We start from the raw sequence: 24,115 nt of genomic DNA on the forward strand, positions 1-24,115 counted from the left end.
GGTGCCGATCTGACTCTAAACAAAAATTTTCCGGGCGAATGTTCCGCCCGGAGAGATTAAGGCGGACAAAGCGCATTTGGTCAATCGTATTTGATGTAGGCGAAGCGCTGGTCCGTCTGTGGCGTGCCTTCCAGGGCGCCGCCTTCCTGGCCCGGCTGCCAGCCCACGACCTGTTCGATCTTCCTGGCCAGCTCGAAATCCTTGTCGGTGACGCCCTTGGCCGCATGGTTCATCAGCTTGACCTCGACCCAGGCATAGGAAGCCGCAAGGTCGGGATGGTGCCAGGCAGCTTCGGCCAGATGGCCGACGGTGTTGATCACCATCAGGGTGGATTTCCAGCTGTGGGTCTTGTATTTGCGCCTGATCCAGCCATTCTCATAGCGCCACTTGGGCAGTTCCTTCTGGAGCTTTTCGACAATTTCGGCCTCGGAATAGACGTATTCCTTGGCAGCTTGCTTCTGGTCGCTCATGATCGCCTCCACTTTTGACACAGAGTTTTGCAGGCGCGCATGTGATTCCTTTCCTCCCGCTTGCCCCGTCTATGAAAGCAGCTATCATGAAAGCGGGCACCTAACTGCTGTGATGCATGCATGATGCACCCACATGAGGGTAGATGTCTAATTCCGTAACCATAAAAGTGCCGGCAAGGCTGCATCTCGGGTTCCTCGACCTGAGCGGCGACGCCGCGCGGCGTTTCGGCAGCCTCGGCCTGCCGCTGAGCGAGCCGGAAACGGTCGTCACCCTGTCGCACGCCCGCGAGACCAGCGCCGAAGGCCCTGATGCCGAACGCGCCGCCGAACACCTGAAACGGCTTTCGCAGCATCTCGGCATCCGCACGCCGCACCGGCTGGTCATCGAGCGTGCCATTCCGCCCCATGCCGGCCTGGGCTCGGGCACGCAGATCGCCATTGCCGTGGCGGCGGCGCTGCGCACCCTGCACCGGTTGCCGCTGGATACTGCTGCGGATGCGATTCTTCTTGGCCGAGGCGAGCGCTCCGGCATCGGCATCGCCAGCTTCGAGAGCGGCGGGCTCATCGTCGATGCCGGCAAGGATGACAGCGGCAAGCAGCCGCCAGTGATCGCGCGCCTGCCCTTTCCCGAGGACTGGCGCGTTATACTTGTTCTGGAAGCCGGCAAGAACGGCATCTACGGAACGGACGAGATCGAGGCTTTCCGCGCGCTGCCGCCCTTCCCCGCCGCCAGCGCCGGCGAGATCTGCCGCCATGTGCTGATGGGCGTTATGCCTGCCCTGGTCGAGCGCGACCTGCCGGCGTTCGGGGCGGCCATAACCGCCATCCAGGCACTCATCGGCGCCTATTTCGCGCCAGCTCAGGGCGGTGTCTTCACCAGCAAGCGCGTGGAAGCGGTCGCGCACAGGCTGGCAGAGGCCGGTGCAGTCGGCATAGGCCAGAGCTCCTGGGGACCGACGGGCTTCGCCTTTGCACCCGCGGCGCAAGTGCATTCGATCGTCGAGAGAGCCGGCCCACTGCCGGAAGGCATTGAAACGAGGATCGTGCGGGGCCGCAATGCGGGGGCCGGAACAAGCACGTCGGCGCTGGACCTCGTCGGCAGCTAGACCAATGGACGCCCGGACAGGTCGGGCTCCTCACTCCCAGCTCAGGAAGGCAGTCATGGCTCGCAAACACATCCTGCACATGCTCACGCCGCTCAAGCACATGAGCCCCTTCGACGTCAACATGGCGCTCGACGCCGGCTTCGATGCGGTCGTTCCCTATGTCGACGTCAGCCTCGGTGAGGTCACCGGTCTTGTCCAGGACGCGATCTTCTCCCGCCCGCCGGACGCCGGGGTCGACACCGGCATTTTCATCGCCGGCAAGGATGCACCGCTGGCGCTGGACATGTTCGACGTAGCCAAAAAGGCGATGGTGCCGCCCTTCAAGATCTCGGTCTTTGCCGATCCGGCCGGCTCCTTCACCACCGCCGCCGCCATGGTGGCCAAGGTCGAGAAGCTGCTCGCAACCAAATTCGAGCGCAGCCTGAAGGACACGCGTATCGCCGTATTCGGCGCCACCGGCGTGGTCGGCTTCTGCACCGCGGTTATCGCGGCGCGGGAAGGCGCCAAGGTCACAATCGTCGGCCATGACGGCATCGAGCGCGTGCGCAAGATTGCGGGCGACATGCAGGCCCGCTTCGGCGTGGAGATCACGCCAATGGACGGCTCCAGCGAGGACAAGAAGGCCGCAGCCGTAAGCGCAAACGAGGTGGTACTGTCGGCCGCCAAGGCCGGCGTGCAGGTGCTTTCGCGCGACGTGCTCGCCGCGGGCGGCGACCTGCTCATCGCCGCCGACGTCAATGCGGTTCCGCCGGCCGGCATCGAAGGCGTGGCGGTAAACGCCAATGGCGACCCGATCGAAGCGACGAAGGCTGTCGGCATCGGGCCGTTGGCCATCGGCGGCGTCAAGTACAAGACCGAATTCGGTCTGTTCCAAAAGATGATAGAAGCCGATAAGGCGGTCGCATTCGATTTTCAGGACGCATTTTCCCTTGCCCGCGAGATCGCAAAATAGTTCCGGGGCCGCCGTTCTCATTGCGGCGATATCCGGCCGCGCACTGGCCGCTGCGGCACGGCGGGCCGGGTACCGCGCATTCGTGGCCGACCTGTTCTGCGACGATGACACGCGCGCGCTGGCGGAGCGTGCCATCATGCTGCCGGGCGACCTGCACAATGGCATAAATGCGAGCCGAGCGGTCGAGACGCTGGCAGAGCTTGCAGGGACGGAGCATCCGGTCGCGGTCGTCTGCGGCTCCGGCTTCGAGCGCCAGCCCGATCTCATCGATGCCATCGCCCGGCGCTTTCCGCTTGCCGGCTGTGGCGGCGAGGCGATCCGCCGCGTGAAGGACCCCGAAACCTTTGCGGCCGACTGCGAAGAACTCGGCATCCCGCATCCGGCGTTGCAGCGCGAACCGCCTGCCGATCCTGAACACTGGCTGGTCAAGCGCGACGGCGGCGCCGGCGGAACCCACATCCGCCGCGCCAATGGCGACGCGGCGCAGGCAGGCCGGTACTTCCAGCGGCGCATTGCCGGCGCGAGCGTTTCGGCCCTGTTCGTGGGCGATGGCGAGAGCGCACGCATTGTCGGCTTCAGCCGGCAGTTCCTGTCGCCTGCCCCGGATGCGCCCTACCGCTATGGCGGCGCGGTGCGGCTGTGCCGCTTCGACCGCGTGGACGCGACGATCATTGGCGGCTGGCTCACCGCGCTCACCCGCCGTGCCGGCCTCGTCGGCCTGTGCAGCGCGGACCTGATCCGCAACGCCGACGGTTACCATCTGCTGGAGATCAACCCACGCCCCGGCGCCACGCTCGACATATTCGACGCCGACGACGCCCCGCTCATGGAGGCGCACATTCGCGCAGGCCGCGGCGAGCCTTATCGTCTGCCGCGCTTTTTGGATTGCATGGCCGCGACCATCGCCTATGCCGACCAGCCGGTGGACAGCTTCCCGGCCATCGCCTGGCCGGAATGGGTCGCCGACCGCCAGTCGGCGGGCACCGTGCTGGAGGCGGGAGACCCTGTCTGCACCATCTTCGCGCGCGGCCCCAGCGCCGAGGCCGCTCGACGGACCCTCGCCGAACGCCAACAAGCACTGCAGCACCACTGGAATGGAGGCCGACCATGAAAGACGGTTCCGCGTTTCTCAACGACAACGCCGCCCGCATCGCCCAAAGCATGGTCGACGATGCCGAGCGCCTGCGCGTCTCGGTCTCCACCGGCCCGCTGGGCGAATGCCTGATCGACGCCGGCGCCAATGTGCTGGGCAGCATCGAGGCCGGCCTGCGCATGGCCGAGGCGACGATGGGCGGATTGGGCACGCTTTCGACAGCCATGAACTTCGCGGCCGGCAAATGGCCGCTCAATGTCGAGGTCCGCTCCTCGCAGCCGGTGCTCGCCTGCCTTGCCAGCCAGTATGCCGGCTGGAACCTCTCCAGCGGCAAATATTTCGCCATGGGTTCCGGCCCCGTGCGCGTTCTGGCGCATGTCGAGCCGCTGTTTTCCACCCTTACCTACCGCGAAAAGGCAGCGCAGAGCGTGATCGTTCTGGAAACCGCCACGCCGCCGCCCGCGGCCGTTGTCGAAAAGGTGGCTGCGGCCACGGGGCTCGCCCCGGAAAACCTTACATTCATCTATGCGCCGACGCAGAGCATCGCCGGCTGCGTGCAGATCGTCAGCCGAGTGCTGGAGGTCGCCTTGCACAAGGCCAACGATCTCAAGTTCCCGCTCGACAATATCGTCGATGGCGTCGGCGCCGCCCCCATTCCCGCGCCGCATCCGGATTTCCTGACGGCGATGGGCCGCACCAACGATGCCATCATCTATGGCGGGCTGGTGCAGCTTTTCGTGCGCGGCTCGGCAAGCGATGCTCGTGCCCTGGCCGAAAACATGCCGAGCAGCGCCTCGCGTGACCATGGCCGCCCCTTTGCCGAGGTCTTCAAGCACTTCAAGGGCGACTTCTACGCCATCGACCCGCTGCTGTTCAGCCCGGCCGAGGTGATCGTGACGGCAATCGAGACCGGGGATACTTTCCGCACCGGCAGCCGTGATCTTGCGATGCTGGAAACGAGTCTGGGCTAGAAGCGTGGCGACAAGGATACTCGTCCTCAACGACAATTCCGGCGCCCAGTCCCGCAGCGTCGTTGCGGCCATCCAGCGGCGCGGCTGCGAAACCGTCACCGCCTCGCTCTCGGCCGTTGGCTTCGACACGGAAAGCCCCTCCGGCCTCGCCATTCCCGGTTTCGAGGACGGATCGCTGCCCGACGCGGTGCTGGTACGCTCGATCTCGGCCGGCTCGTTCGAGGCGATCACGCGCCGGCTCGGCGTGCTGCACGCCCTGGGCAGCCTCGGCGTGCCGGTGTGGAACCCGGCCAAGGCGATAGAAAACTGCGTCGACAAGTCGACCACCACCTTCCTGCTTCACCAGGCCGGCCTGCCAACGCCGGTTACCTTCGCGGTGGAAGGGCTGGCAGCGGCGCAGGCCGTCGTGACCCGCGAGGCAGCATCGGGGCCCCTGGTGCTGAAGCCGCTGTTCGGCGCGCAGGGCCGCGGCATCCGGCTGATCCGCGACATGGCCGACCTGCCCGGCGAAGAGGAGATCAACGGGGTCTACTACCTCCAGCGCTATGTCGCACGCGCCGGTCCGCCCTTTCGCGACTATCGCGTCTTCGTCTGCGCCGGCCGGGTGGTGGCCATGATGGCGCGGCGCGGCGAGGACTGGATCACCAACGTCAACCGCGGCGCCACGCCCGAGCACATCGCGGGAGCCGACACCGAGCTTGAAGCGCTGGCGCTGGCCTCGGCCGCGGCCGTGGGCACTGCCTTTGCCGGGGTGGATATCGTGGCCGACGCAGACGGGCGACACTTCGTGCTTGAGGTCAACAGCATGCCGGCATGGTCGGGCCTGCAATCGGTGGCGCAGGTCAGCATAGCCGACGCCATTGCCGCAGCTCTGGTGGAGGCCGTGCATGGCCGCCCGACGCTGACGCTGGTCGAAAACGCGCCGGCGGCCGAAGGCGCGGCAGTGCCCATATGACGGTTTCGCGCGAAATCATCCGTGCCGCATATGAGGACGCCTGTCGCCAGGAGATCGAGGCGCTGAAGCCCGGCAACGTGCACCGCTTCGCCGACGGACACCGCATGACGACGGAGCAGTTCCTGACGAGCGCGCGGGTCTCGTCGGCGCCGCTCACCGATCCCGAGCTTTCGCTCGGCCTGCGCATCCGCGAAGCGGTGAGCGCCACGCGCGATGCCGTCGGCACCAACACCAATCTCGGCATCGTCCTGCTTTGCGCGCCCCTTGCCGAGGCGGCGGCAATGGAAGGCGCCGACCTGCGCACCAATCTGCGGCGGGTGCTCGATGCCATCGACCTCGACGACACCGCAGCCGTATTCGAGGCAATCGTGCTCGCCTCGCCCGGCGGGCTGGGCGAGGCACCCAGGCACGATGTGCATGAGCGCCCCACGGCGGGGCTGCTCGAGGCCATGCAAGAGGCCTCGAACCGCGACCGCATCGCCCACCAATATGTGACCGGCTTCGCCGACATATTCGAAGCGGGCCTGCCGGCGCTCAAGGCGGCGGTCGCGCGTGGCGAGAGCGGCATGTGGCCGGCCGTGCATGCCTATCTGGAATTCCTGACCGCCTTCCCCGACAGCCATATTTTGCGCAAGCACGGGGCCGGGATCGCCGAGGCTGTGCGCGCCGAGGCCTCATCCGTTCGGCGTAGCTTTGAGGCCGCAAGCGACGAAAATGCGCGCATCGAAGTACTTTTGGCTTTCGATGCCCGGCTCAAGGCCGCAGACATCAATCCCGGCACCTCGGCCGACCTCACCGTTGCTTGTCTTTTAGTCCACAATCTGGGGGCTCACCTTGCGTAATCGCCGGGTTGATGTTTGAATTTCCGCAGCGGAAGCAGGGCTTTCGCGGCTATCTAGCCAACCGGTCCGGTTTTCCGGACGCTGCCAACAAGGATAGCTGTCCATCGGGCGCCCGCTCGTGAGCGGCATCCATGGGCACCATGATTGTGTCTTGGCACCCAAATTGTGTCTTGGAGGAGAATTGGCATGGCAAAGATCAATAAGGTCATGGTCGGTGAGTCGCTGGTCGGCGACGGCAACGAGGTGGCGCACGTCGATTTGCTTATCGGCCCGCGTGGGAGCCCGGTCGAATCCGCGTTCTGTCACGCGCTCACCAACAACAAGGACGGCTTCACCACGCTTCTGGCAGTGCTTACGCCCAACCTTCCCTGCAAGCCCAACACCGTCCTCTTCAACAAGGTCACGATCAAGGGCGCCAAGCAGGCGGTGCAGATGTTCGGTCCCGCCCAGTTCGCCGTGGCGAAGGCAGTCCAGGACAGCGTCGCCGAAGGCATCATCCCGGCCGAGGAAGCCGACGACGTCTTCATCTGCGTCGGCGTCTTCATCCACTGGGAAGCCAGCGACGACGCCAAGATTCAGCAATTCAACTACCAGGCTGTGAAGGAAGCCATCCAGCGCGCGGTCGAAGGCACGCCGACGGCAGCCGAGGCAACCGCCAAGCGCGACTCGGTCAAGCACCCCTTCGGAGCCTCATAGACAAGAGACAGCCCCGCACAGATAAAACCCTCTGCAGAGCCGGATGGTCTGTTGCGCCGGTTGATGAAGATGCTGGGTTTCTGACGCTCCTTTCCGAAGCATCGCGCTGATTCTTCGGGAGGTTGGCCATATCGGTCCGCTCGCCCGCGAAAGGCGAGCGGCAGAGAGGGTGTGTCTTGCTGCCGGCGGTGGCCCCGCCCGGCAGCGGGGTGGCTTATGCGTTCGGCGTCTCTGCAAGCGTCGCGATCTGTGCCGGCGTCAGCGTGCCGTCATGCAGCGAGGTCGCTACCAGAGCGGCGGCGATGCCGAGGCGCGCGAGTTCGCGCAGGTCCGCCTCGTTGCGCACGCCGCCGGCGGCGATGACCGCGCGGGCACCGGCCCGGGCTTTGATTTCGCGCAACCGCTCGAAGTCGGGCCCTGCCCCCGAGCCCACCTTGGCCAGCGTCATCACGATCACCCGCTGCGGCCACGGGTCCGGGTCCTCCAGCAGGTTGGCCGGCCCGCGAAAACCGTCGGCGAAGAAATCCAGCGACAGGATGAGGTCTGGATGTCTGCCGAAACGGCGCAGCAGTTCCGTATCGGCCTGCGACTCCGAACCCAGCACCGGGCACAGCGCCGGGGTTTCGAGCGCGGCTTCGAGACTGGCCGCATCGGCATATCCGGCATCCGCCCATAGTTCGGGCGCATCGCGCATACCGGCCAGCCGCGCCAGCGTCTCGCTGTTCGGTCCCCGCCCCTCGATGGCGTCGAGGTCGGCGACATAGAGGGTCGGGAATGGATGGAGCCGCCGTAGCCCTTCGGCCACGGCCACCGCATCCGCGCTGGCGCTGAGCGGCGTGACGATCGGCCGGTAGCGGTCGCGCCGACCCTGCTCGGCCCGCACGACCTGGCCGCCTTTCAGATCGAGCACGGGAATGATACGCATCTGCAACCCCTGGTTCCGCAATTCCTACCTATGAAAGCTTGAAGCGTGAGCAAAGAAAAGAACATCGTGGTCGGCTGCGACATCGGCGGCGCGCATCTGAAGATCGCCCGCGCGGAGGATGGCCGCATCGTCGAGGCGCTGACGCTGGCGACGCCGATCTGGCTCGGGCTCGACCGGCTCATCGATGCCGCGCGCGCGGCACGGCGCCTTTTTGCCGGCAGTCGCCTCAACGTCTTCACCATGACTGGCGAGCTTTCCGACATTTTTCCCTCGCGCGAAGCCGGCATCGCCTCGCTCCTGAGCATCGTCACCGAGCATTTTCCGGGCAAGTCGCTGATCTATGCCGGCCGCTCGGGCTTCGTGGCGCCCGACAAGGCGACCGCGCTCGCCGCCGATGTCGCCTCTGCCAACTGGCACGCGAGTGCGGCCTTCGTCGCCAAGCATGCCGGTGACACGCTGTTTGTCGACATGGGCTCGACCACCACCGATCTCCTCGTCACGCAAGGAGGCCGGGTCGTGCATGACGGCTACACCGACGCCGAGCGGCTCGCCACAGGCGAGCTCGTCTATACCGGCTTCACCCGCAGCGCCCTCATCGGCATCGCCTCCGCCGCGCCGGTCAAGGGAGCGATGTCGCCCTTGATGAACGAGTACTTCGCCTCAATCGCCGACGTGCACCGCATCCTCAGTGTGCTCGACGAGAATGACGACAAGCAACCCGCCGCCGACGGCCAGGCCAAGACCGTGGCGGGCTCCATTGCGCGCCTTGCCCGCATGGTGGGGCGAGACGCCTCCGATCTCACGCCGCCGGAGTGGCGGGAGCTTGCACGCTGGTTCAGCGAGCAGCAGTTGCGCACCGTGCACGACGCCGCGTTCCGCGTGGCAGGCAGGCTGGCGGGTGACAGCGCCGCTCCGGTCGTCGGCGCCGGCATCGGCCGCTGGCAGATTAGGCGGCTGGCCGCGCGGATGGAACGGCCCTTCGTCGACTTCGCCGACCTGATCGCAGCCAGCGACGACGCCCGTAGCGAGGCGAGCAGTGCCGCCCCGGCCGCGGCCTTGGCGCTGCTGGCGCAGGATATGGACTGAATCCCGCCAACCGGCGGATCTGAAAAAGTCAGCGCCGCCAGACAGTTCGGACTGACTTCCGATTCAAAATATCAATTCTCGGGAGGAAGGGGCCCCTCAGGCCGTTCCTGCACATCTCGCCCTTTGGCGTCTAGCGCGGAGAAATGATCGGTCACCTTTTCCATCAGCCAGCCCCAGGCCTCCTTCTCGGCCGGGCCGGCGGTCTTTTCGATGCCGATTGCGAGATAGGCGATCTCGGTTTCGATCTTCTCGCGCGGCAGCATGCCCAGCCGGCTCACCAGGATGGCCAGTTCCAGCACGGCCGCCTTGGCGCGGTTGAGGCCAGTGAAGGGCGCATGCATTTCCTCCGCCACCACGCGGCAGAAATGGCGCGGGCGCACGCCGTCGTCCTCGACATCCACCACTTCGAGCACGGAATGCGCCAGCGCCGCTTCTAGACGCGGAACCGGATATTCTCCCAGCGGCACCGTCGCCCAGTCCTTGCGCCCGGTCAGGCAGCCGGCGAAGATGCGCGCGTCGTCGGTGTAGTTGGCGACCGCAAACGGCACCTGCGCCAGGTTGTCGAGCGTGATCGACGGCCGGAACGGCGCGACGATCCAGCCATCCTTCTCCTCGATGATGCCGAGCGGCGCGATATGCACCTTTCCGCTCTTGTTCACCGTGGTGATGATGGTCTCGCGAATGTAAGGCATCACTTATCCCCCTTTTTCGCGCGCAGCGTATGGCCGGCTTCGGCCAGGCGCGTGCGATCGGCCTCCGGCGCGGGTGCGGCCACGCCCCAGGCCAGCGGCTCGTCCTGCGCGTAGCGCTTGCCCAGGCGCCAGGCGATCTCGGCCTTCATCAGCTCGGCGCCCAGATAGAAGGCGTGCGCGCCGTCGTTTTCCACGCCGAGCCCGGCAAACAGCTCGAAGGCATCCGTCGCCACGGCATGGCCCTTGCTGTTGAAGATGTGGATGCCGTCCTCCGCGGTCATGATGCGGAAATTGGCGTCGCGCACGCTGGCGGCAAGAGCCTCTATGTCTTCCAGGGTCGCTACATAGGGCTTGCGGTCGTGGACCTGCAGCAGTCCGGGGTGGTAGTCGCGCGGCAGCGCCCCATCCGCGCGGGCGGCAAAGAGGATGCGGCGAGCGAGGTCGTGCTCCTCCACGGTGCGAACCGTGTGGGGGCTGACATGCACGACCAGCACATTGCGCACGCCGAGCTCCGAGCACAGGCCTGCCAGAATGGCCGTGATGCCGGAAGTATCCGCATCGGTCAGTTCGGTCAGGTTGCCGGTGCCCATCAGAAGCTCGACGTCGGGCCAGCGCCGCCGCGCCTCGATGAAGCGGCCGAGCGAGGCCGCGAAGCCGAAATGAATCGGATCGAGAACCGGGTCGGCGATGAATGCGATGCCGGCTTTATGCGCCGCCTCTATGGCGCGGCCGAGCGAATCCAGATCACCGGGAACTGAAGGGATCAGCACCGGAACCGCCGGATGGTCGAAAGCGAGCGGCAGCGTCTCCTCATTGAGGCTGAGCAGATAGTCGGCACCGGCTTCCGCCCCTGTCTTCAGCTCCTCGAAATTGGCTGAATCGACGCTGACCGAAATGCCCTCAGCCTTCAGCGCGCGCACTGCCTCGCCCAGCAGCGGGAACGGCGTCTCGGGCAGGCAGCCGAGATCGACCACGTCGGCACCGGCCTCGACCAGCACGCGCGCCCGCGCCAGCAGGCCGGCCACCGAAAGCATCGGCGCATCCACGATCTCGGCGAAGATGCGCATGTCGTGGCGCGAAAGGTCCGGCGGCTCGCCTGCGCGGCCGAGAAAAGCAGGCAGGTCCGCAATTTCGTCCGGGCCGCGCACGAAGGGCACATTGAAATGTGCCGACAGCCGGTCGAGGTCGCCCCGATAGCGGCCGGGCACGATGACGCGATCGGCCCCTTCCGGCATGTTCAGCCGGCGCTTGATGATCTCCTCCGTCATCAGCGCCGCAACCTTCACGCCGATGTCGATGATCTCCCAGGAAAACTCGGTCTCCCCCAGCCCGGCCAGAAGCCGCTCCAGCCGCGCCTTGGCAAGATGGCCGGTGAGGAAGACGAGCCGCTCAGCCATGGCCTTCCAGCTCTGTTCGGCGGGCGGCCACCGCTGCCTTCAGCCCGGCAAGCGATTCCACCACCGTGGTGTAGTGGAAGTTCTTCAGCCGCTCGGTGTGTTCGAGATCGATAGGACGTGGATAGACCTTGACCATGCCATGCGGCGCCATGGTCTCCAGCTCCGGCGCGGTGTCGCAGGCAAATACGATCGACGGCACGCGACACTTGCCGGCCTGCGCATAGACATTGGTGGCGATAGTGTCGGAGATGCCGAGCACGCACTTCGCAACCGTATTCGAGGAAGCGGGCGCAATCACCACCGTGTGGTAGACGCCGTGGTAAAAGCCGCCGACGGGTATGGCACTGGCCGTCTTGTCGTGGATCACCCGCATCGACTTAGGAAAGTCGAGCTTGAGCTTGTACATGCGCAGCACTTCGTCCGCCGCCTTGGTGACGAAGATGTCGCAATGCTCGAGCTGGTGGATCAGTTCAAAGCTTTCCGTGAAGAAATGGCCGGAACCGGTCAGCACCCAGGCCCAGCGTGGTGTCTGCAGCTTGGCCATGCCTATGCCGCCCCCCTCTGCGCCGCGCGCGCGGCAAACTCCCTTCCCGGCACATCGCCTGCGGTAAGACGCTGGGGCGCCGTTGCAAGCGCCCCCGGCCCGGCCAGGTAAAGGCCTGTCTCCGGGCGCAGCATGGAAGACAACATCGGATCGACCAGGCCCGCAGTCGCGAGCCCCTCTACATCCTCTTCCGCATCGAAGGCGTCGGTCTGCTTGATCAGCAGCAGCGCTTCGGCATGGATGCGGCCTGCAAGCCAGGCCGCCAGCGAATCCGATGTAACGTCCCACGACTGCGCGATGTCGGCCGCTGTCTGGCACATCTGCGAGGGCAGCCAGACAGGCACCTTCCCATGCTCCAGCGCCGCATCGATCTCCCCGACCGTGCGTGCCGGCGAAAACCGTTCGCTCATGTCGAGCAGGGCCAGCCCCATCTGCTCCATGGCCAGGATCGCCATGAAGTGGGCGGAGGCGTCGGAGAAGCCCATCTGCGCCTGCGCTTCGCGCACGCGGTCGGCGAAGGGACCGCCGCCCGGCACTACGACCAGCGGTGCGGCCGCCTTGGCCAGTATTTCGACCCATTCCCGCATTTCGGCATGATAGGCCGTGCTGCCGCCAAGCTTGACGACAATGCGCCTCATGAAGACGAGCCCTTCTGGCCGCCGCCGGCCGCGAAACCGCCTTCGCCCGCAGCCGCGCCGTGGCGCAAATGCAGCGCCCGCTCGCTCGCCCGCCTGCGCTCGATCTCGACGCCGACGCCGCCAGGCCCGAGTTCGAGCTTCTCCACCCGCACTGTCACCTTCATGACGCGCGGGTCCTCAAGCACCAGGGCCGCCACCTGCTCGGCCAGAGCTTCGCTGAGCTGCACATGGCCGCGCGCGACGATGGTGCGGATGCCATCCATGATGATGTCGTAGGAAAAGACGTGGCGCATGTCTTCCGGTGCGTGCGTCACGCGCAGCACGTCGGCCACGACGTCGAAGCGCACCTTCTGGGTGTGGCCATGCTCGAAACTGTAGGCGCCGATCTGCACCGGCAGCACGAATTCGCGCACGAAGATCTTGTCGGTGCCGAGTGCGGCATCGGCTGCGCCGGGCGAATAGCCGCGCGCGGCGAGCAGCCTGTAGTCGACGCTGGCGGCCGTGCCGGCCGGGCGCGCGTCGGGAATGAGGGCGCGGACCTGACGCACAGCCTCGGGGTGGATGGCGCCGGTGCGTTCCGATTGGTCGCAAAGCGCGCCGCGAAAGCCGAGAAAATCCGGTGCCATCGGCAGCAGGCGCGGAATGTCCGGTGCCTCCAGCGAGCCGGCAAGGCCGACCGCCAGGCCGAGCGCGCGGCAGTCATCCACAAAGCCGTGCAGCATGGCTGGCGGCATGTGATCCAGCAGGCGGCGTCCGTCCTTCCTGGCCGTGTCGAGCATGGCTCCGTGCAGCCCATTGCGGGCCATCACCGGCAGAAGGCCAAGGTCGGGCTCGAGGTCGGCGAACAGAACGCCGATCAGCTTGGTCCGTCCGGCAAGCGGAGCCAGAGCCTCGGCGCAGGCGGCGGCATCGGCCGACGGGAAGAAGCCGACCTTGACATAGTCGACGCCGGTGGCGGCGATCTCTTCTGCCTTGGCGCGAATGAGGTCCGGCTGCATCGGCAGGTCACCGGCGACGGCGCTGACCGGCTGCCTGCCGCCGACGGCAGCGACGGTCTGTCGAATGACCTCGATGGGCGCAGCGCCCAGCGCCCCGGCGTTCGGGTCCTTCAGGTCGATTATGTCGGCGCCGCCCGCAAGGGCGATCTCCGCCTCCTCGACGCCGTTCACGCTCGCCAGCATTTTCGTCATTTCATCAGTTCCTTAGGCGCAAGGCCGGTATGTTTGCAGTAAGGGCGGGCTGGGTCGCCGGCGAGGCGCCGGACCGTTCGTCTGGCCGTGCATCACCGGCCTCGATATAGCGCTTTCCTCCGCGCGGTCATTCGGGTTTGGCGTCGGCTTTGCGAGCTTTTCCACGTTTCAATGCCAGCATAGTCCGTCCCGGCAAGGCGGCAAAGCTGACAAAGCGGTTTACGAGGTCCGTTTTGCGCGCGGCCCCCTCGATCCGTCCTGAAACATGAGAAATTGCGACATGAACTATGTCGGCCGCGATGAAATCGCGGCTGCCGGCCTTTGACAATATTGGACCATGGGCTAAGTTCATTTCGGCACCGAACTATGGCAGCACTTTCTTCCGGTCTTTGGCCGGATGACAACGGGCGAGTCACTATGAAGAGTATGGTGCCGAACTCTCTGCGGGTCTTCATCGTTCTTTTTTGGGCGGCCGTCAACGTCTTGCCCGCTCTCGCGCAAGCCCAGACAAATTCAGCCAAGGCGCCGCAGCAGACGACAGAAATACGCATCGGCTACCTGCGCGCCTACCAGCCGCAGCTGGCACTGTCGGTTCTCGACATTCCGCCACCGGATGAGGGCATTGCCGGGGCCAGGCTCGGCATCGGCGACAACAACACCACCGGCTCCTTCCTCAAGCAGAAGTTCGAGCTCGACATCGCCGAGATCAAGCCCGGTGCGGATGCCGTCGGCGCCTTCAACGAACTGGTCGCCAAGGGCGATCGCTACGTGCTTGCAGACCTTTCGGCAAAGCAGTTGCTGTCGATCGCGGATATTGCGCGCGACAAGGGCGTGCTGATCTTCAACATCGGCGCCCCCGACGACATCCTGCGCGAGGAGGAATGCCGGGCCAATGTCTTCCACATCGCGCCGACGCGCAGCATGCTGGCCGACGCGCTGGCCCAGTACCTGATCTGGAAGCAGTGGCCGCGCTGGGTGCTCATCTACGGCTCGCACGAGAACGATCAACTGTTCGCCGACGCCCTGCGCCGCTCGGCAACGCGCTTCGGCGCCAAGCTTCTGGCTGAGAAGGAGTTCAAGGACACCGGCACTGCGCGCCGCACCGACACGGGCGTCATCCAGATACAGCAGCAGATGCCGGTGTTCACCCAGGACTTTCCCGACCACGACGCCGTGCTGGTGGCCGACGAGAGCGAGGTATTCGGCACCTATGTGCCCTATCGCACCTGGCTGCCGCGCGTGGTGGCCGGCACCGCCGGGCTCATGCCGTCCTCCTGGCACCCGGCTAGCGAGCAGTGGGGCGGCTCGCAGCTTCAGACCCGCTTCGACAAGAACGCCGGCCGCCACATGCTGTCCAAGGACATGAACGCCTGGACCGCGGTGCGCTCGGTCGGCGAGGCGGCCACGCGCACCAACAGCGGCGATCCAGGCAAGATCAGCGACTATCTCCACAGCGACAAGTTCTCGATCGCCGCCTTCAAGGGCCAGAAGCTCACCTTCCGCCCTTGGAACCTGCAATTGCGCCAGCCGATCTTCCTGGGCGATGCCAAGGCCGTCGTCTCCACCTCGCCGCAGGAGGGGTTCCTGCACCAGGTCTCGGAACTCGACACGCTCGGCGTCGACCAGCCTGAAACGAAATGCGTGTTCAAGAAATAGGAACGTGAACGAAAACAAACCGGGAGGGTGCACTGGATGCGTGGAAAATTGTCACTCGCGGCCGCGGCGCTCGCCGCCACGTTCCTGGCCACGCCGGCATCGGCCTACATGGTCTACGTCTCCAACGAGAAGGACAACACCATGACCGTCGTCGATTCGACGACGATGAAGGTGGTCAAGTCAGTGCCTGTGGGGCAGCGCCCGCGCGGCATCACCATCTCGCCCGATGGCAAGTTCATCTATCTGTGCGCAAGCGACGACGACACGATCCAGATAATCGACACGGCCACGTACCAGATCGTCGGCACCCTTCCCTCAGGCCCCGACCCGGAACTTTTCACGCTCTCGCCCGACGGCAAGATCCTCTATGTCGCCAACGAGAACGACAATCTAGTCACCGTCATCGACCTTGAGACGAAAAGGGTGGTGGCCGAGATCCCCGTCGGGGTCGAGCCGGAGGGCATGGGCATCAGCCCGGATGGCAAGACGCTGGTCAACACGTCGGAAACGACGAGCATGGCCCATTTCATCGACACGCAGACCCACGAGATCACCGACAATGTCCTGGTGGACACAAGGCCCCGCTTCGCCCAGTACAAGCCGGACGGATCCGAGGTCTGGGTCAGCGCCGAGATCGGCGGCACCGTCTCGGTCATCGACAACGCCACCCGCCAGGTCACGCACAAGATCACCTTCGCCATTCCGGGCTTGCGCTCGGAGGCGATCCAGCCGGTGGGCGTGCGCATCACCGCCGACGGCAAGAAGGCCTATGTGGCGCTCGGGCCCGCCAACCGCGTGGCGGTGATCAACACGCAAACCTACGAGGTAGAGAAATATGTGCTGGTCGGTCAGCGGGTCTGGCAGCTCGCCTTCACCCCCGACCAGAAGATGATCATCAGCACCAACGGCATTTCAAACGACATCACCTTCATCGACGTGGCTAGCGACGAGCCGATCGAGTCGGTCACCGTCGGGGCCCTGCCCTGGGGCGTGGTGGTGTCGCCGCAGTGAGATTTTTGGAAAGAGCGAGGAGAGGACGATGATGAGGAAATACCGCAGTGTTGCCTTTGCCGCATTAATCAGTGCTGCCCTGCTGCCGCTCCATGCCGTTGCGCAGGAGGCCGACGACGATGACGAGCAGCCCAAGGCCACACGCGCCAGCCAGAACCTGCCCGAACTGATCCTGGGCACGGCCGAAGACAACCTCGCCGTCAACCAGAACGACTTCGATCTCATTGCCGGACAGGGCTATCGCTGGAAGATCAGCTCGGGCACCGGACTGGAATACAAGTTCGTGACCGACCTGTTCCGTAACGTCTGGATGAACCAGATCGTCATCAACGGACTGGAAATCCACATGAACGGCGCGCCGGCCTGGCTGGAATTCGATTCCCCCGGCACCATACTGGTCCAGTTCAACACCGTGCGGCCAGGCACCTACACATGGTCGGTGCCTGACCTGGCCGACAAGGGCATGAAGGGCACGATTACCGTCAAATAGGCCAATGGAGGCCCCAGCTAAGCGGCGGTATGGTCAGGAGGCAAAGGAGCGATCCGCCTTGCAGCATGTGAAGACCGAAGGACATGGCAATGTGGCGGCCCTCGAGGTCGCCGCGGTCAGCTATTCCTACGGCTCCAAGCGGGCGCTCTCGGACGTCTCCTTCACCATCGCGCCGGCCACCTTTACCGTTCTGCTCGGCCTCAACGGCGCCGGCAAGACGACGCTGTTCTCGTTGATCAGCCGCCTCTACAACACGCGCGATGGCTCGATCCGCATCTTCGGGCACGATGTTGCCCGCGCCTCGGGCGAAGCACTGAAACGCCTCGGCATCGTCTTCCAGGCACGCACGCTCGATCTCGACCTCAGCGTCTACCAGAACCTTGCCTATCATGCCTCGCTGCACGGCATCGGCGGGCGCGAGGCACGGGCGCGCATCGAGGCCCTGCTGCAGCAGGTGGACATGAGCGACAGGCTGCACGACAAGGCGCGCAGCCTGTCGGGCGGCCAGATGCGGCGCATCGAGATCGCGCGTGCCATGCTTCACCGCCCGCCCCTGCTGTTGCTGGACGAGGCGACGGTAGGGCTCGACATCCAGTCGCGCGCCGGCATCCTCGCCACCATCCGCAAGCTTGTGGCGACCGAAGGCGTCGGCGTGCTGTGGGCCACGCATCTCATCGACGAGGTCGAGGACAGCGATCATGTCGTGGTGCTGCGCGAGGGCCGCCTCGTCGCGGCCGGCGGCGTCGTGGAGGTGGTGCGCGCCGCGGGCATGAAGACGATCCGCCAGGCCTTTGCGCGGCTCAGCGGCCTTGACGACCAGCAGATGACGGACATGCAGCCATGAGCGACCTGCCTGCCCGCACCAGCGACCATGGCACCGTGCCGATGCGGTCGCCACGCCTGGGCCTGCGGCAATATCTGATCTGCCTGAAGGGCATATTGGTGCGCGAGGGCCTGCGCTTCGTGAACCAGCGCGAGCGCTTCATTTCATCGCTGGTCCGGCCGCTGGTGTGGCTGCTGATCTTCGCCGCCGGCTTCCGCCAGGTGCTCGGCGTCTCGATCATCCCGCCCTACAAGACCTACGTGCTCTACGAGGTCTACATCACGCCCGGCCTCTGCGGCATGATCCTGCTGTTTTCCGGCATGCAGTCGTCGCTGTCGATGGTCTACGACCGCGAGATGGGCAACATGCGCACGCTGCTGGTCAGCCCCTTCCCGCGCTGGTACCTGCTGGTATCGAAGCTGTTCGCCGGCGTCGCCGTCGCCATCGCCCAGGTCTATGTGTTCCTGTTCGTGGCCTGGTTCTGGGACATCAAGGCGCCGCCGCTGGGCTATCTCTTCGTGCTGCCGGCGCTGTTCCTGGCGGGGTTGATGCTGTGCGCGCTCGGCATGTTCCTGTCGTCGCTCATCAAGCAGCTCGAGAACTTTTCCGGCGTGATGAACTTCGTGATCTTCCCGATGTATTTCGCCTCGCCGGCGCTCTATCCGCTCTGGCGCGTGCAGCAGTCGAGCCCCATCCTCTACAAGATCTGCCTGTTCAACCCCTTCACCTATACGGTCGAGCTGATCCGCTTTGCGCTCTATTGCCAGATCGACTGGTTCTCTCTCGCCGTCGTGGTCGGGTGCACCTTGATGTTCCTGGCCGGCGCCATCATCGCCTACGACCCGTCGCGCGGCCTGATGAACCGTAAACAGGATACGGGAGGAAACGCCTGATGAGACCTTTGCTGCCGATCTGCAGCCTTGCCGGCATTCTGCTGGCATGCGCCCTCGTCCACCCTGCCAATGCCGCCACCACCGAACCCGACTGGCCATGCATGCAGCGCAAGGTGCCCGAACTGTCGCTGGCCCAGATCTGGAACGGGCCGGAACTGCCGGACACGGCCAAGGGCTGGGAAAACGATCCCGACATTGCCAAACGCGTGCGCGAGCTCGCCGCCCGCCGGCTGCCATTGCCGGATGCAGAGCAGCAGATCAAGGACTTCGCCGCCAGCCTGCCGCCGGACAAGCTGGTGCCCGCGATGACCATGCTGGAACAGGGCCTGTTCGACCACATGAACGCCGAACGATCGCGCGTCATGAGCGGCATAACCCGCTATGCGCGCAAGCAGATCGAGGTTGCCGCAGATCTGCGCAAGGAGGCCTCGGAACTCGACGACCTGACCGCCAAGCCCGATGCCGACCCCAATCAGGTGACGCAACTGACTGACCGGCTGAATTGGGAGACGCGGGTCTTCGACGAGCGGGTGAAGTCGCTCACCTATGTTTGCGAGGTGCCGACGCTGATCGAGCAGCGGCTCTATCAGCTTTCAAAGACCATCGCCGATACCCTCGCACCGAAGAAGTAGCGCCTCATACCAGCTCCGGCCGGGGCGCCTGGGCGGGATAGAGCTTGCCGAACAGCGGCAGGTACATCGCGCCCTTGCGCATCAGGAAATCGTGGAAGGTGGACATGGCCGGCGAGATCGCCCGGTCGGCCCGCATCACCGCGAACCATTGCCGGCGGATCGGCATGCCCTGTACGTCCAGTATGACGAGACGCCTCGTTTCCACTTCGAAGGCAACGGTGTGCGCGGAAATGAAGGCAATCCCCAGCCCCGCCATAACCGCCTGCTTGATGGTCTCGTTGGAGTCCATCTCCGTGCCAAGGTCGTCCAGCCGGCCGGGAATTTCGCTCAGGAAAATCTCCAGCGAAATGCGCGTGCCAGAACCCGGCTCGCGGATCAGGAAGTTTTCGCGGGCGATGCGTTCCTTGGAAATGTCGCGGGCCTTCGCCAGCGGATGGTCGGGTGCTGCGATGATGACCAGCGGGTGGTCGCCGAAGGCCGACGCCCGCACAGGCACGTCGCGCGCCGGACGCCCCATCAGCGCGATGTCGACATCATGGCTCTTCAGGTTGGCGATCGTCTCGGCGCGGTTGCCGACCAGAAGGTTCATCTCGATGTCCGGATATTCCTTCATGAAGGCGGCCATCAGCCGTGGCGCGAAATATTTGGCGGTGGAGACGACACCCAGCGTCAGGCTGCCGGTGCGCACGCCCTTTATCGCGTCGATCTGATCTTCCAGCAGCCGCAGCCGCTCCTCGATCGCCTGGGCCGCATCGACCAGGGCCAATCCTGCGGCAGTCGGACGCATCCCGTCTGCGGTGCGGTCGAAAAGGGCGATGCCGAGTTCGTCCTCGGCCTGCCTCAGCTGGATCGTTACCGCCGGCGCGGTCAGCCCCAAGGCCTTGGCAGCGTTGACGATTTTGCCCGTGGCGATGATCGCCTGAACTGCCCTGAGCTGCCTGAAAGTGAGGTTCCGCATGGCCGATGCTAAATCTTTTTTACTAGAAAAGTAAAGTTATTAAAATTTACTTAGGTAAGCGCCTTTGTTCTCATCCGTCTCAGGCTTGGTCGATGCTTTGCGACCGCTCGGGAGGACAAGATGACGACGGCAACACTCGATGCGGTTCTGAATTCTTACGTTGGCAGCGGCAGCGACCTGCGTCGCGAGGCCATTGCCACGACGATCCGCCAGCTCGCCCAGGCGGCGGTCAAGGTGCGCAACACCATCAATCAGGGCGCGCTTGGTAGAGCCTTCGCAGGCACGCGCGGCACCAATCACGACGGCGACGTGCAGAAGGACCTCGACGTCTTCGCCGACGACATCTTTCTGGACGCCATGCGCCATGCGCCGGTGCGTCTCTACGCCTCGGAGGAACTTGACCAGCCGGTCCTGCTCAACACGGATGCCGACCTTGCCATCGCCATCGATCCTCTCGACGGCTCCTCCAACATCGACACCAACGTGTCGATCGGAACGATTTTCTCGCTCCTCCCTGCAACTGGCGCGCCGGATGAAAATCCGGCCGCCTCCTTTTTGCAGCCGGGAACGAACCTGCTCGGCGCGGGCTTCTTCATCTATGGCCCGCAGCTGGCGCTGGTGCTGTCGCTTGGCAGCGGCACCCATGTCTTCGTCCAGTCGGCGCGACTGGGCACCTTCGTGCAGGCCTATGAAAGCCGCATCGTGCCGCCGCGCGCTCATGAATTTGCGATCAATGCCGCCAACTACCGTCACTGGGACGAGGCCGTGCGGCTCTATGTCGACGATTGCCTGAAAGGCACCGAGGGTCCGCGCGAGCGCGACTTCAACATGCGCTGGATCGCTTCGCTGGTTGCCGACTGCTACCGCATCCTCATGCGCGGCGGCGTCTTCCTCTACCCGGGCGACCAGCGCCGCGGATACGCAAGCGGCCGCCTGCGGCTCGTCTACGAGGCCATCCCGATCGCCTATCTGATCGAGCAGGCCGGCGGCGCGGCGACCGACACGATCGAGCGCATACTGGATATCCATCCGCAGAGCCTGCACCAGCGCACCCCGCTGGTCTTCGGCTCCGCTCGCGAGGTGGCCCGCATCACTCGTTATCACTTGGATCCGAGCAGCATCGGCGAGCGGTCGCCGCTGTTCGGCCATCGCGGCCTGTTCCGCGCCTGACCTGGGGGGAGAAAGCGTTTCATGTCGGCCAAGCACCCGATCATTTCCATCACAGGCTCCTCCGGCGCCGGCACCACTTCGGTCAAGCGCGTCTTCGAGCAGATCTTCCGGCGCGAGCACATCGAGGCCGCCTTCATCGAGGGCGATGCCTTCCACCGCTACGACCGCGCCGCGATGAAGCTGAAGGTCGCCGAGGAGGAGGAGAAGGGAAACCCCAACTTCACCCACTTCAATGTCGAGGCCAACGAGCTGGAGATTCTCGAATCCGTGTTCGAGGAATATGGCCGCCGCGGAACGGGACGCACGCGCACCTATGTCCACGACGAGGAAGAGGCCAAGCTCTACGGCCAGCAGCCGGGCACCTTCACCGAATGGCGCGAATTCCCGCCCAGCGACCTTCTGTTCTACGAAGGGCTGCATGGCTGCGTGGCGACCGAACAGGTCAACCTTGCCCGCCACGCCGACCTCAAGATCGGCGTCGTGCCGGTCATTAATCTCGAATGGATCCAGAAGATCCACCGCGACCGGTCCACGCGCGGCTATTCCACCGAAGCCGTGATGGACGTGATCCTGCGGCGCATGCCTGACTATGTGCGCTACATCACTCCGCAGTTCACCCAGACCGACATCAACTTCCAGCGCGTGCCCATCGTCGACACGTCGAACCCCTTCATCGCCCGATGGATACCCACGCCGGACGAGTCGATGCTGGTCATCCGCTTCGCGCGGCCACGCGGCATCGACTTCCCCTACCTGCTGTCGATGATCCACGACAGCTTCATGTCGCGGGCGAATTCCATCGTGGTGCCGGGCAACAAGCTCGACCTCGCCATGCAGCTCATCCTTACCCCGCTCATCCTGCAACTCATCGAGCGCAAGAAGCGCGCGTCGTGAGGAGGAAGCCATGAACCTGCAATCGTCTCTCAAGCCGAATCCGGCCGCCGAAACCGTGTCCGAGCGCGACATGGCCAACGCCATCCGCGCACTGGCGATGGATGCCGTGCAGAAGGCCAATTCGGGCCATCCCGGCATGCCCATGGGCATGGCCGACGTGGCGACGGTGCTGTTCCACCGTTTCATCAAGCTCGACCCGGCCAAGCCCGACTGGCCCGACCGCGACCGTTTCGTGCTGTCGGCCGGCCATGGCTCGATGCTGCAATATGCCCTGCACTATCTGATCGGCTATCCCGACATGCCGATCGAGCAGTTGCAGAATTTCCGCCAGCTCGGCAGCCGCACCGCCGGCCACCCCGAATACGGCCACGCGCAGGGCATCGAGACAACCACCGGCCCGCTCGGCCAGGGCATCTCCACCGCCGTCGGCATGGCACTGGCCGAACGCATGCTGGCCGCGCGCCACGGCGCCGATCTGGTCGACCATTACACCTATGTGATCGCCGGTGACGGCTGTCTGCAGGAAGGCGTCAGCCACGAGGCGATCGACCTTGCCGGCCATCTGAAGCTCGACCGCCTGATCGTCTTCTGGGACAACAATTCGATTTCCATCGACGGCCCGACTTCGCTGTCGACCTCGATGGACCAGCCGGCCCGCTTCCGGGCGGCAGGCTGGGACGTGCAGGAGATCGATGGCCACGATGTGGACGCGATCGCCGCGGCAATCAACCACGCGCGCAGTTCGGACCGCCCATCGCTGATCGCCTGCCGCACCATTATCGGCAAGGGCGCGCCCCATCTCCAGGGCTCCGAAAAGACCCACGGCGCGCCGCTCGGCGAAGCCGAAGTCGCCGCCGCGCGCGAAAACATCGGCTGGCCCTGGCCTCCGTTCGAGGTGCCGGATCAAATTGTGGCTGCATGGCGCGAAGTTGCCGGCCGCGGCGAAGCTGCACGCCGCGAGTGGGAAGTGCGGCTTGCAGCCTCCGCACACCGCGATGCTTTCGAGGCGGCAATTGCCGGCGATGTCCCGCCTGCCGTGTTCGAGGCGCTCGACTCCTTCCGCAAGGAGCATATCGAGAAGGCCACCAAGGTCGCCACCCGGAAGGCTTCCGAAATGGCGCTCGGCGTCATCAACGGCGCCACCGACCTCACCGTCGGCGGGTCGGCGGACCTCACCCACTCCAACCTGACCATCACCAAGGGCATGAACCGCCTCGTCGCCGGCGACTATTCCGGCAGCTATGTCCACTACGGCATCCGCGAGCACGGCATGGCGGCGGCCATGAACGGCATCGCGCTGCATGGAGGCTTCGTGCCCTACGGCGGCACGTTCCTGTGCTTCACCGACTATGCGCGCGGCGCCATACGCCTGTCCGCCCTGATGGGCCAGCGGGTCATCTATGTCATGACCCACGATTCCATCGGCCTCGGGGAGGACGGCCCGACGCACCAGCCGGTCGAGCATCTCGCCATGCTGCGCGCCACGCCGCATCTCAACGTGTTCCGCCCGGCCGACATCATCGAGACGGCGGAGTGTTGGGAACTGGCCCTGAAGACGATGGACCGGCCGAGCGTGCTGGTGCTGTCGCGCCAGAACCTGCCGATGCTGCGGCCTGCCCATTCGAGCGAGAACCGCTCCGCACGCGGTGCCTATGTGCTGCGCGAGACGGGAGGCCCGCGCGCGGTGACGCTGATCGCCACCGGCTCCGAGGTCGAGATCGCGGTGGCCGCCGCCGAGAAGCTGAAGGCCGAGCGCGGCATCGAGGCTGCGGTCGTCTCCATGCCGTGCTGGGAGCTGTTCGAGGCGCAGGACGCGGCCTATCGCAAGTCCGTTCTCGGCACCGCCCCGCGCGTGGCGGTGGAAGCTGCCGCCCGCCTCGGCTGGGACCGCTGGATCGGCGAGAACGGCGCTTTCATCGGCATGTCGGGCTTCGGCGCCAGCGCCCCCGCCGCCGAACTCTACCGCCACTTCAACATCACGCCCGAAGCGGTCGCCGGCGCGGCCCTCGAGCTCATCGACTGAACGGGAGG

General features: G+C 65.3%; 26 protein-coding genes. 17 read left to right on the forward strand and 9 right to left on the reverse strand.

All coding sequences use genetic code 11. The annotated features are described in order from the left end of the window. Positions 1-80 precede the first annotated feature (80 nt). Entirely contained in the window at positions 81-470 is a 390-nt protein-coding gene (locus tag ABLE86_RS04005; RefSeq protein WP_348777601.1) for a 4a-hydroxytetrahydrobiopterin dehydratase, read from the reverse strand. A gap of 143 nt (positions 471-613) precedes the next feature. Between ABLE86_RS04005 and ABLE86_RS04010 the strand changes: the two genes are divergently transcribed. From ABLE86_RS04010 to fae, 7 genes are all read left to right on the forward strand, one after another. Further along, positions 614-1,576 (forward strand): beta-ribofuranosylaminobenzene 5'-phosphate synthase family protein, encoded by a 963-nt coding sequence (locus ABLE86_RS04010; protein ID WP_348777602.1) that lies wholly within the window; start codon positions 614-616, stop codon positions 1,574-1,576. Positions 1,577-1,631: 55 nt separating this feature from the next. Beyond that, positions 1,632-2,528, forward strand: a complete 897-nt coding sequence (locus ABLE86_RS04015; RefSeq protein WP_348777603.1) for an NAD(P)-dependent methylenetetrahydromethanopterin dehydrogenase — start codon at positions 1,632-1,634, stop codon at positions 2,526-2,528. 82 nt (positions 2,529-2,610) lie between these two features. Continuing rightward, on the forward strand, positions 2,611-3,639 hold the full coding sequence (locus tag ABLE86_RS04020) for an ATP-grasp domain-containing protein (RefSeq protein WP_348777604.1): 1,029 nt from the start codon (positions 2,611-2,613) through the stop codon (positions 3,637-3,639). Then, complete coding sequence (mch, locus tag ABLE86_RS04025) at positions 3,636-4,592, forward strand: methenyltetrahydromethanopterin cyclohydrolase (protein WP_348777605.1); 957 nt, start codon at positions 3,636-3,638, stop codon at positions 4,590-4,592. The genes ABLE86_RS04020 and mch overlap by 4 nt, the downstream gene beginning before the upstream one ends. A 4-nt stretch (positions 4,593-4,596) precedes the next feature. Next, on the forward strand, positions 4,597-5,547 hold the full coding sequence (locus ABLE86_RS04030; protein WP_348777606.1) for a RimK family alpha-L-glutamate ligase: 951 nt from the start codon (positions 4,597-4,599) through the stop codon (positions 5,545-5,547). Beyond that, the gene (locus tag ABLE86_RS04035; RefSeq protein WP_348777607.1) at positions 5,544-6,389 is read left to right on the forward strand and encodes a triphosphoribosyl-dephospho-CoA synthase; all 846 of its coding nucleotides are present in this window, start codon (positions 5,544-5,546) and stop codon (positions 6,387-6,389) included. The genes ABLE86_RS04030 and ABLE86_RS04035 overlap by 4 nt, the downstream gene beginning before the upstream one ends. A gap of 186 nt (positions 6,390-6,575) precedes the next feature. Beyond that, complete coding sequence (fae, locus tag ABLE86_RS04040; protein ID WP_348777608.1) at positions 6,576-7,085, forward strand: formaldehyde-activating enzyme; 510 nt, start codon at positions 6,576-6,578, stop codon at positions 7,083-7,085. Positions 7,086-7,299: 214 nt separating this feature from the next. Here fae and ABLE86_RS04045 read toward each other — a convergent pair whose 3' ends face one another. Then, entirely contained in the window at positions 7,300-8,010 is a 711-nt protein-coding gene (locus ABLE86_RS04045) for a HisA/HisF-related TIM barrel protein (RefSeq protein WP_348777609.1), read from the reverse strand. A gap of 45 nt (positions 8,011-8,055) precedes the next feature. Here ABLE86_RS04045 and ABLE86_RS04050 point away from each other — a divergent pair, with 45 nt between their 5' ends. After that, the gene (locus ABLE86_RS04050) at positions 8,056-9,096 is read left to right on the forward strand and encodes a hydantoinase/oxoprolinase family protein (RefSeq protein WP_348777610.1); all 1,041 of its coding nucleotides are present in this window, start codon (positions 8,056-8,058) and stop codon (positions 9,094-9,096) included. Positions 9,097-9,167: 71 nt separating this feature from the next. On the opposite strand, the gene ABLE86_RS04055 is transcribed toward ABLE86_RS04050, so the two are convergent. The 6 genes from ABLE86_RS04055 to ABLE86_RS04080 form a co-directional block, all read right to left on the reverse strand. Then, positions 9,168-9,788: a DUF447 domain-containing protein gene (locus ABLE86_RS04055; RefSeq protein WP_348777611.1), complete on the reverse strand. Its 621-nt coding sequence runs from the start codon at positions 9,786-9,788 to the stop codon at positions 9,168-9,170. Continuing rightward, entirely contained in the window at positions 9,788-11,185 is a 1,398-nt protein-coding gene (locus ABLE86_RS04060; protein ID WP_348777612.1) for a DUF6513 domain-containing protein, read from the reverse strand. Before ABLE86_RS04060 ends, ABLE86_RS04055 begins: the two co-directional genes overlap by 1 nt. Beyond that, on the reverse strand, positions 11,178-11,729 hold the full coding sequence (locus ABLE86_RS04065) for a flavoprotein (protein ID WP_348777613.1): 552 nt from the start codon (positions 11,727-11,729) through the stop codon (positions 11,178-11,180). Before ABLE86_RS04065 ends, ABLE86_RS04060 begins: the two co-directional genes overlap by 8 nt. 2 nt (positions 11,730-11,731) lie before the next feature. After that, positions 11,732-12,367 (reverse strand): dihydroneopterin aldolase, encoded by a 636-nt coding sequence (locus ABLE86_RS04070; RefSeq protein ID WP_348777614.1) that lies wholly within the window; start codon positions 12,365-12,367, stop codon positions 11,732-11,734. Further along, a complete protein-coding gene (locus ABLE86_RS04075; protein WP_348777615.1) occupies positions 12,364-13,557 on the reverse strand; it encodes a (5-formylfuran-3-yl)methyl phosphate synthase in 1,194 nt (397 codons plus the stop codon). Before ABLE86_RS04075 ends, ABLE86_RS04070 begins: the two co-directional genes overlap by 4 nt. A 127-nt stretch (positions 13,558-13,684) precedes the next feature. Beyond that, the gene (locus ABLE86_RS04080; RefSeq protein ID WP_348777616.1) at positions 13,685-13,909 is read right to left on the reverse strand and encodes a hypothetical protein; all 225 of its coding nucleotides are present in this window, start codon (positions 13,907-13,909) and stop codon (positions 13,685-13,687) included. Positions 13,910-13,974: 65 nt separating this feature from the next. Between ABLE86_RS04080 and ABLE86_RS04085 the strand changes: the two genes are divergently transcribed. Genes ABLE86_RS04085 through ABLE86_RS04110 form a run of 6 tightly spaced genes read left to right on the forward strand, consistent with a single transcriptional unit; the run spans position 13,975 to position 19,062 of the window. Continuing rightward, positions 13,975-15,213, forward strand: coding sequence for an ABC transporter substrate-binding protein (locus ABLE86_RS04085; RefSeq protein ID WP_348777617.1), 1,239 nt, complete (start codon positions 13,975-13,977; stop codon positions 15,211-15,213). 36 nt (positions 15,214-15,249) lie between these two features. Next, complete coding sequence (locus ABLE86_RS04090) at positions 15,250-16,224, forward strand: YVTN family beta-propeller repeat protein (RefSeq protein WP_348777618.1); 975 nt, start codon at positions 15,250-15,252, stop codon at positions 16,222-16,224. A gap of 28 nt (positions 16,225-16,252) precedes the next feature. Further along, a complete protein-coding gene (locus ABLE86_RS04095; protein WP_348777619.1) occupies positions 16,253-16,714 on the forward strand; it encodes a hypothetical protein in 462 nt (153 codons plus the stop codon). 58 nt (positions 16,715-16,772) lie between these two features. Beyond that, a complete protein-coding gene (locus ABLE86_RS04100; RefSeq protein WP_348777620.1) occupies positions 16,773-17,558 on the forward strand; it encodes an ABC transporter ATP-binding protein in 786 nt (261 codons plus the stop codon). Positions 17,559-17,599: 41 nt separating this feature from the next. Next, positions 17,600-18,430, forward strand: coding sequence for an ABC transporter permease (locus tag ABLE86_RS04105; protein ID WP_348777748.1), 831 nt, complete (start codon positions 17,600-17,602; stop codon positions 18,428-18,430). Further along, positions 18,430-19,062, forward strand: a complete 633-nt coding sequence (locus tag ABLE86_RS04110; protein ID WP_348777621.1) for a hypothetical protein — start codon at positions 18,430-18,432, stop codon at positions 19,060-19,062. The genes ABLE86_RS04105 and ABLE86_RS04110 overlap by 1 nt, the downstream gene beginning before the upstream one ends. 4 nt (positions 19,063-19,066) lie before the next feature. Here the strand turns inward: ABLE86_RS04110 and ABLE86_RS04115 are convergent, their stop codons facing one another. Beyond that, positions 19,067-20,020, reverse strand: a complete 954-nt coding sequence (locus tag ABLE86_RS04115; protein WP_348777622.1) for a LysR family transcriptional regulator — start codon at positions 20,018-20,020, stop codon at positions 19,067-19,069. 120 nt (positions 20,021-20,140) lie between these two features. On the opposite strand from ABLE86_RS04115, the gene ABLE86_RS04120 reads away from it, so the two are divergent. From ABLE86_RS04120 to tkt, 3 genes are read left to right on the forward strand one after another with little or no spacing between them, the layout of a single operon-like run. Further along, on the forward strand, positions 20,141-21,190 hold the full coding sequence (locus tag ABLE86_RS04120; RefSeq protein ID WP_348777623.1) for a class 1 fructose-bisphosphatase: 1,050 nt from the start codon (positions 20,141-20,143) through the stop codon (positions 21,188-21,190). A 21-nt stretch (positions 21,191-21,211) separates the two neighbouring features. After that, positions 21,212-22,084, forward strand: coding sequence for a phosphoribulokinase (locus ABLE86_RS04125; protein ID WP_348777624.1), 873 nt, complete (start codon positions 21,212-21,214; stop codon positions 22,082-22,084). A gap of 10 nt (positions 22,085-22,094) precedes the next feature. Beyond that, complete coding sequence (tkt, locus tag ABLE86_RS04130) at positions 22,095-24,107, forward strand: transketolase (RefSeq protein WP_348777625.1); 2,013 nt, start codon at positions 22,095-22,097, stop codon at positions 24,105-24,107. Positions 24,108-24,115 lie beyond the last annotated feature (8 nt).

It is taken from the genome of Mesorhizobium sp. KR2-14, from assembly GCF_040049255.1.
In the GTDB taxonomy this organism is placed as follows: Bacteria; Pseudomonadota; Alphaproteobacteria; order Rhizobiales; family Rhizobiaceae; genus Pseudaminobacter.

Excerpts from the sequence above, each read along its gene's own strand:
- ABLE86_RS04105 (WP_348777748.1), top strand. The coding sequence starts at position 17,600 with ATGCGGTCGCCACGCCTGGGCCTGCGGCAATATCTGATCTGCCTGAAG.
- ABLE86_RS04060 (WP_348777612.1), bottom strand. The coding sequence starts at position 11,185 with ATGGCTGAGCGGCTCGTCTTCCTCACCGGCCATCTTGCCAAGGCGCGG.
- ABLE86_RS04070 (WP_348777614.1), bottom strand. The coding sequence starts at position 12,367 with ATGAGGCGCATTGTCGTCAAGCTTGGCGGCAGCACGGCCTATCATGCC.
- ABLE86_RS04110 (WP_348777621.1), top strand. The coding sequence starts at position 18,430 with ATGAGACCTTTGCTGCCGATCTGCAGCCTTGCCGGCATTCTGCTGGCA.
- ABLE86_RS04065 (WP_348777613.1), bottom strand. The coding sequence starts at position 11,729 with ATGGCCAAGCTGCAGACACCACGCTGGGCCTGGGTGCTGACCGGTTCC.
- ABLE86_RS04120 (WP_348777623.1), top strand. The coding sequence starts at position 20,141 with ATGACGACGGCAACACTCGATGCGGTTCTGAATTCTTACGTTGGCAGC.
- ABLE86_RS04005 (WP_348777601.1), bottom strand. The coding sequence starts at position 470 with ATGAGCGACCAGAAGCAAGCTGCCAAGGAATACGTCTATTCCGAGGCC.
- ABLE86_RS04095 (WP_348777619.1), top strand. The coding sequence starts at position 16,253 with ATGATGAGGAAATACCGCAGTGTTGCCTTTGCCGCATTAATCAGTGCT.
- tkt (WP_348777625.1), top strand. The coding sequence starts at position 22,095 with ATGAACCTGCAATCGTCTCTCAAGCCGAATCCGGCCGCCGAAACCGTG.
- ABLE86_RS04090 (WP_348777618.1), top strand. The coding sequence starts at position 15,250 with ATGCGTGGAAAATTGTCACTCGCGGCCGCGGCGCTCGCCGCCACGTTC.
- ABLE86_RS04125 (WP_348777624.1), top strand. The coding sequence starts at position 21,212 with ATGTCGGCCAAGCACCCGATCATTTCCATCACAGGCTCCTCCGGCGCC.
- ABLE86_RS04035 (WP_348777607.1), top strand. The coding sequence starts at position 5,544 with ATGACGGTTTCGCGCGAAATCATCCGTGCCGCATATGAGGACGCCTGT.
- fae (WP_348777608.1), top strand. The coding sequence starts at position 6,576 with ATGGCAAAGATCAATAAGGTCATGGTCGGTGAGTCGCTGGTCGGCGAC.
- ABLE86_RS04010 (WP_348777602.1), top strand. The coding sequence starts at position 614 with ATGTCTAATTCCGTAACCATAAAAGTGCCGGCAAGGCTGCATCTCGGG.
- ABLE86_RS04080 (WP_348777616.1), bottom strand. The coding sequence starts at position 13,909 with ATGAACTTAGCCCATGGTCCAATATTGTCAAAGGCCGGCAGCCGCGAT.
- ABLE86_RS04045 (WP_348777609.1), bottom strand. The coding sequence starts at position 8,010 with ATGCGTATCATTCCCGTGCTCGATCTGAAAGGCGGCCAGGTCGTGCGG.
- ABLE86_RS04015 (WP_348777603.1), top strand. The coding sequence starts at position 1,632 with ATGGCTCGCAAACACATCCTGCACATGCTCACGCCGCTCAAGCACATG.
- ABLE86_RS04055 (WP_348777611.1), bottom strand. The coding sequence starts at position 9,788 with ATGCCTTACATTCGCGAGACCATCATCACCACGGTGAACAAGAGCGGA.
- mch (WP_348777605.1), top strand. The coding sequence starts at position 3,636 with ATGAAAGACGGTTCCGCGTTTCTCAACGACAACGCCGCCCGCATCGCC.
- ABLE86_RS04085 (WP_348777617.1), top strand. The coding sequence starts at position 13,975 with ATGAAGAGTATGGTGCCGAACTCTCTGCGGGTCTTCATCGTTCTTTTT.
- ABLE86_RS04115 (WP_348777622.1), bottom strand. The coding sequence starts at position 20,020 with ATGCGGAACCTCACTTTCAGGCAGCTCAGGGCAGTTCAGGCGATCATC.
- ABLE86_RS04075 (WP_348777615.1), bottom strand. The coding sequence starts at position 13,557 with ATGACGAAAATGCTGGCGAGCGTGAACGGCGTCGAGGAGGCGGAGATC.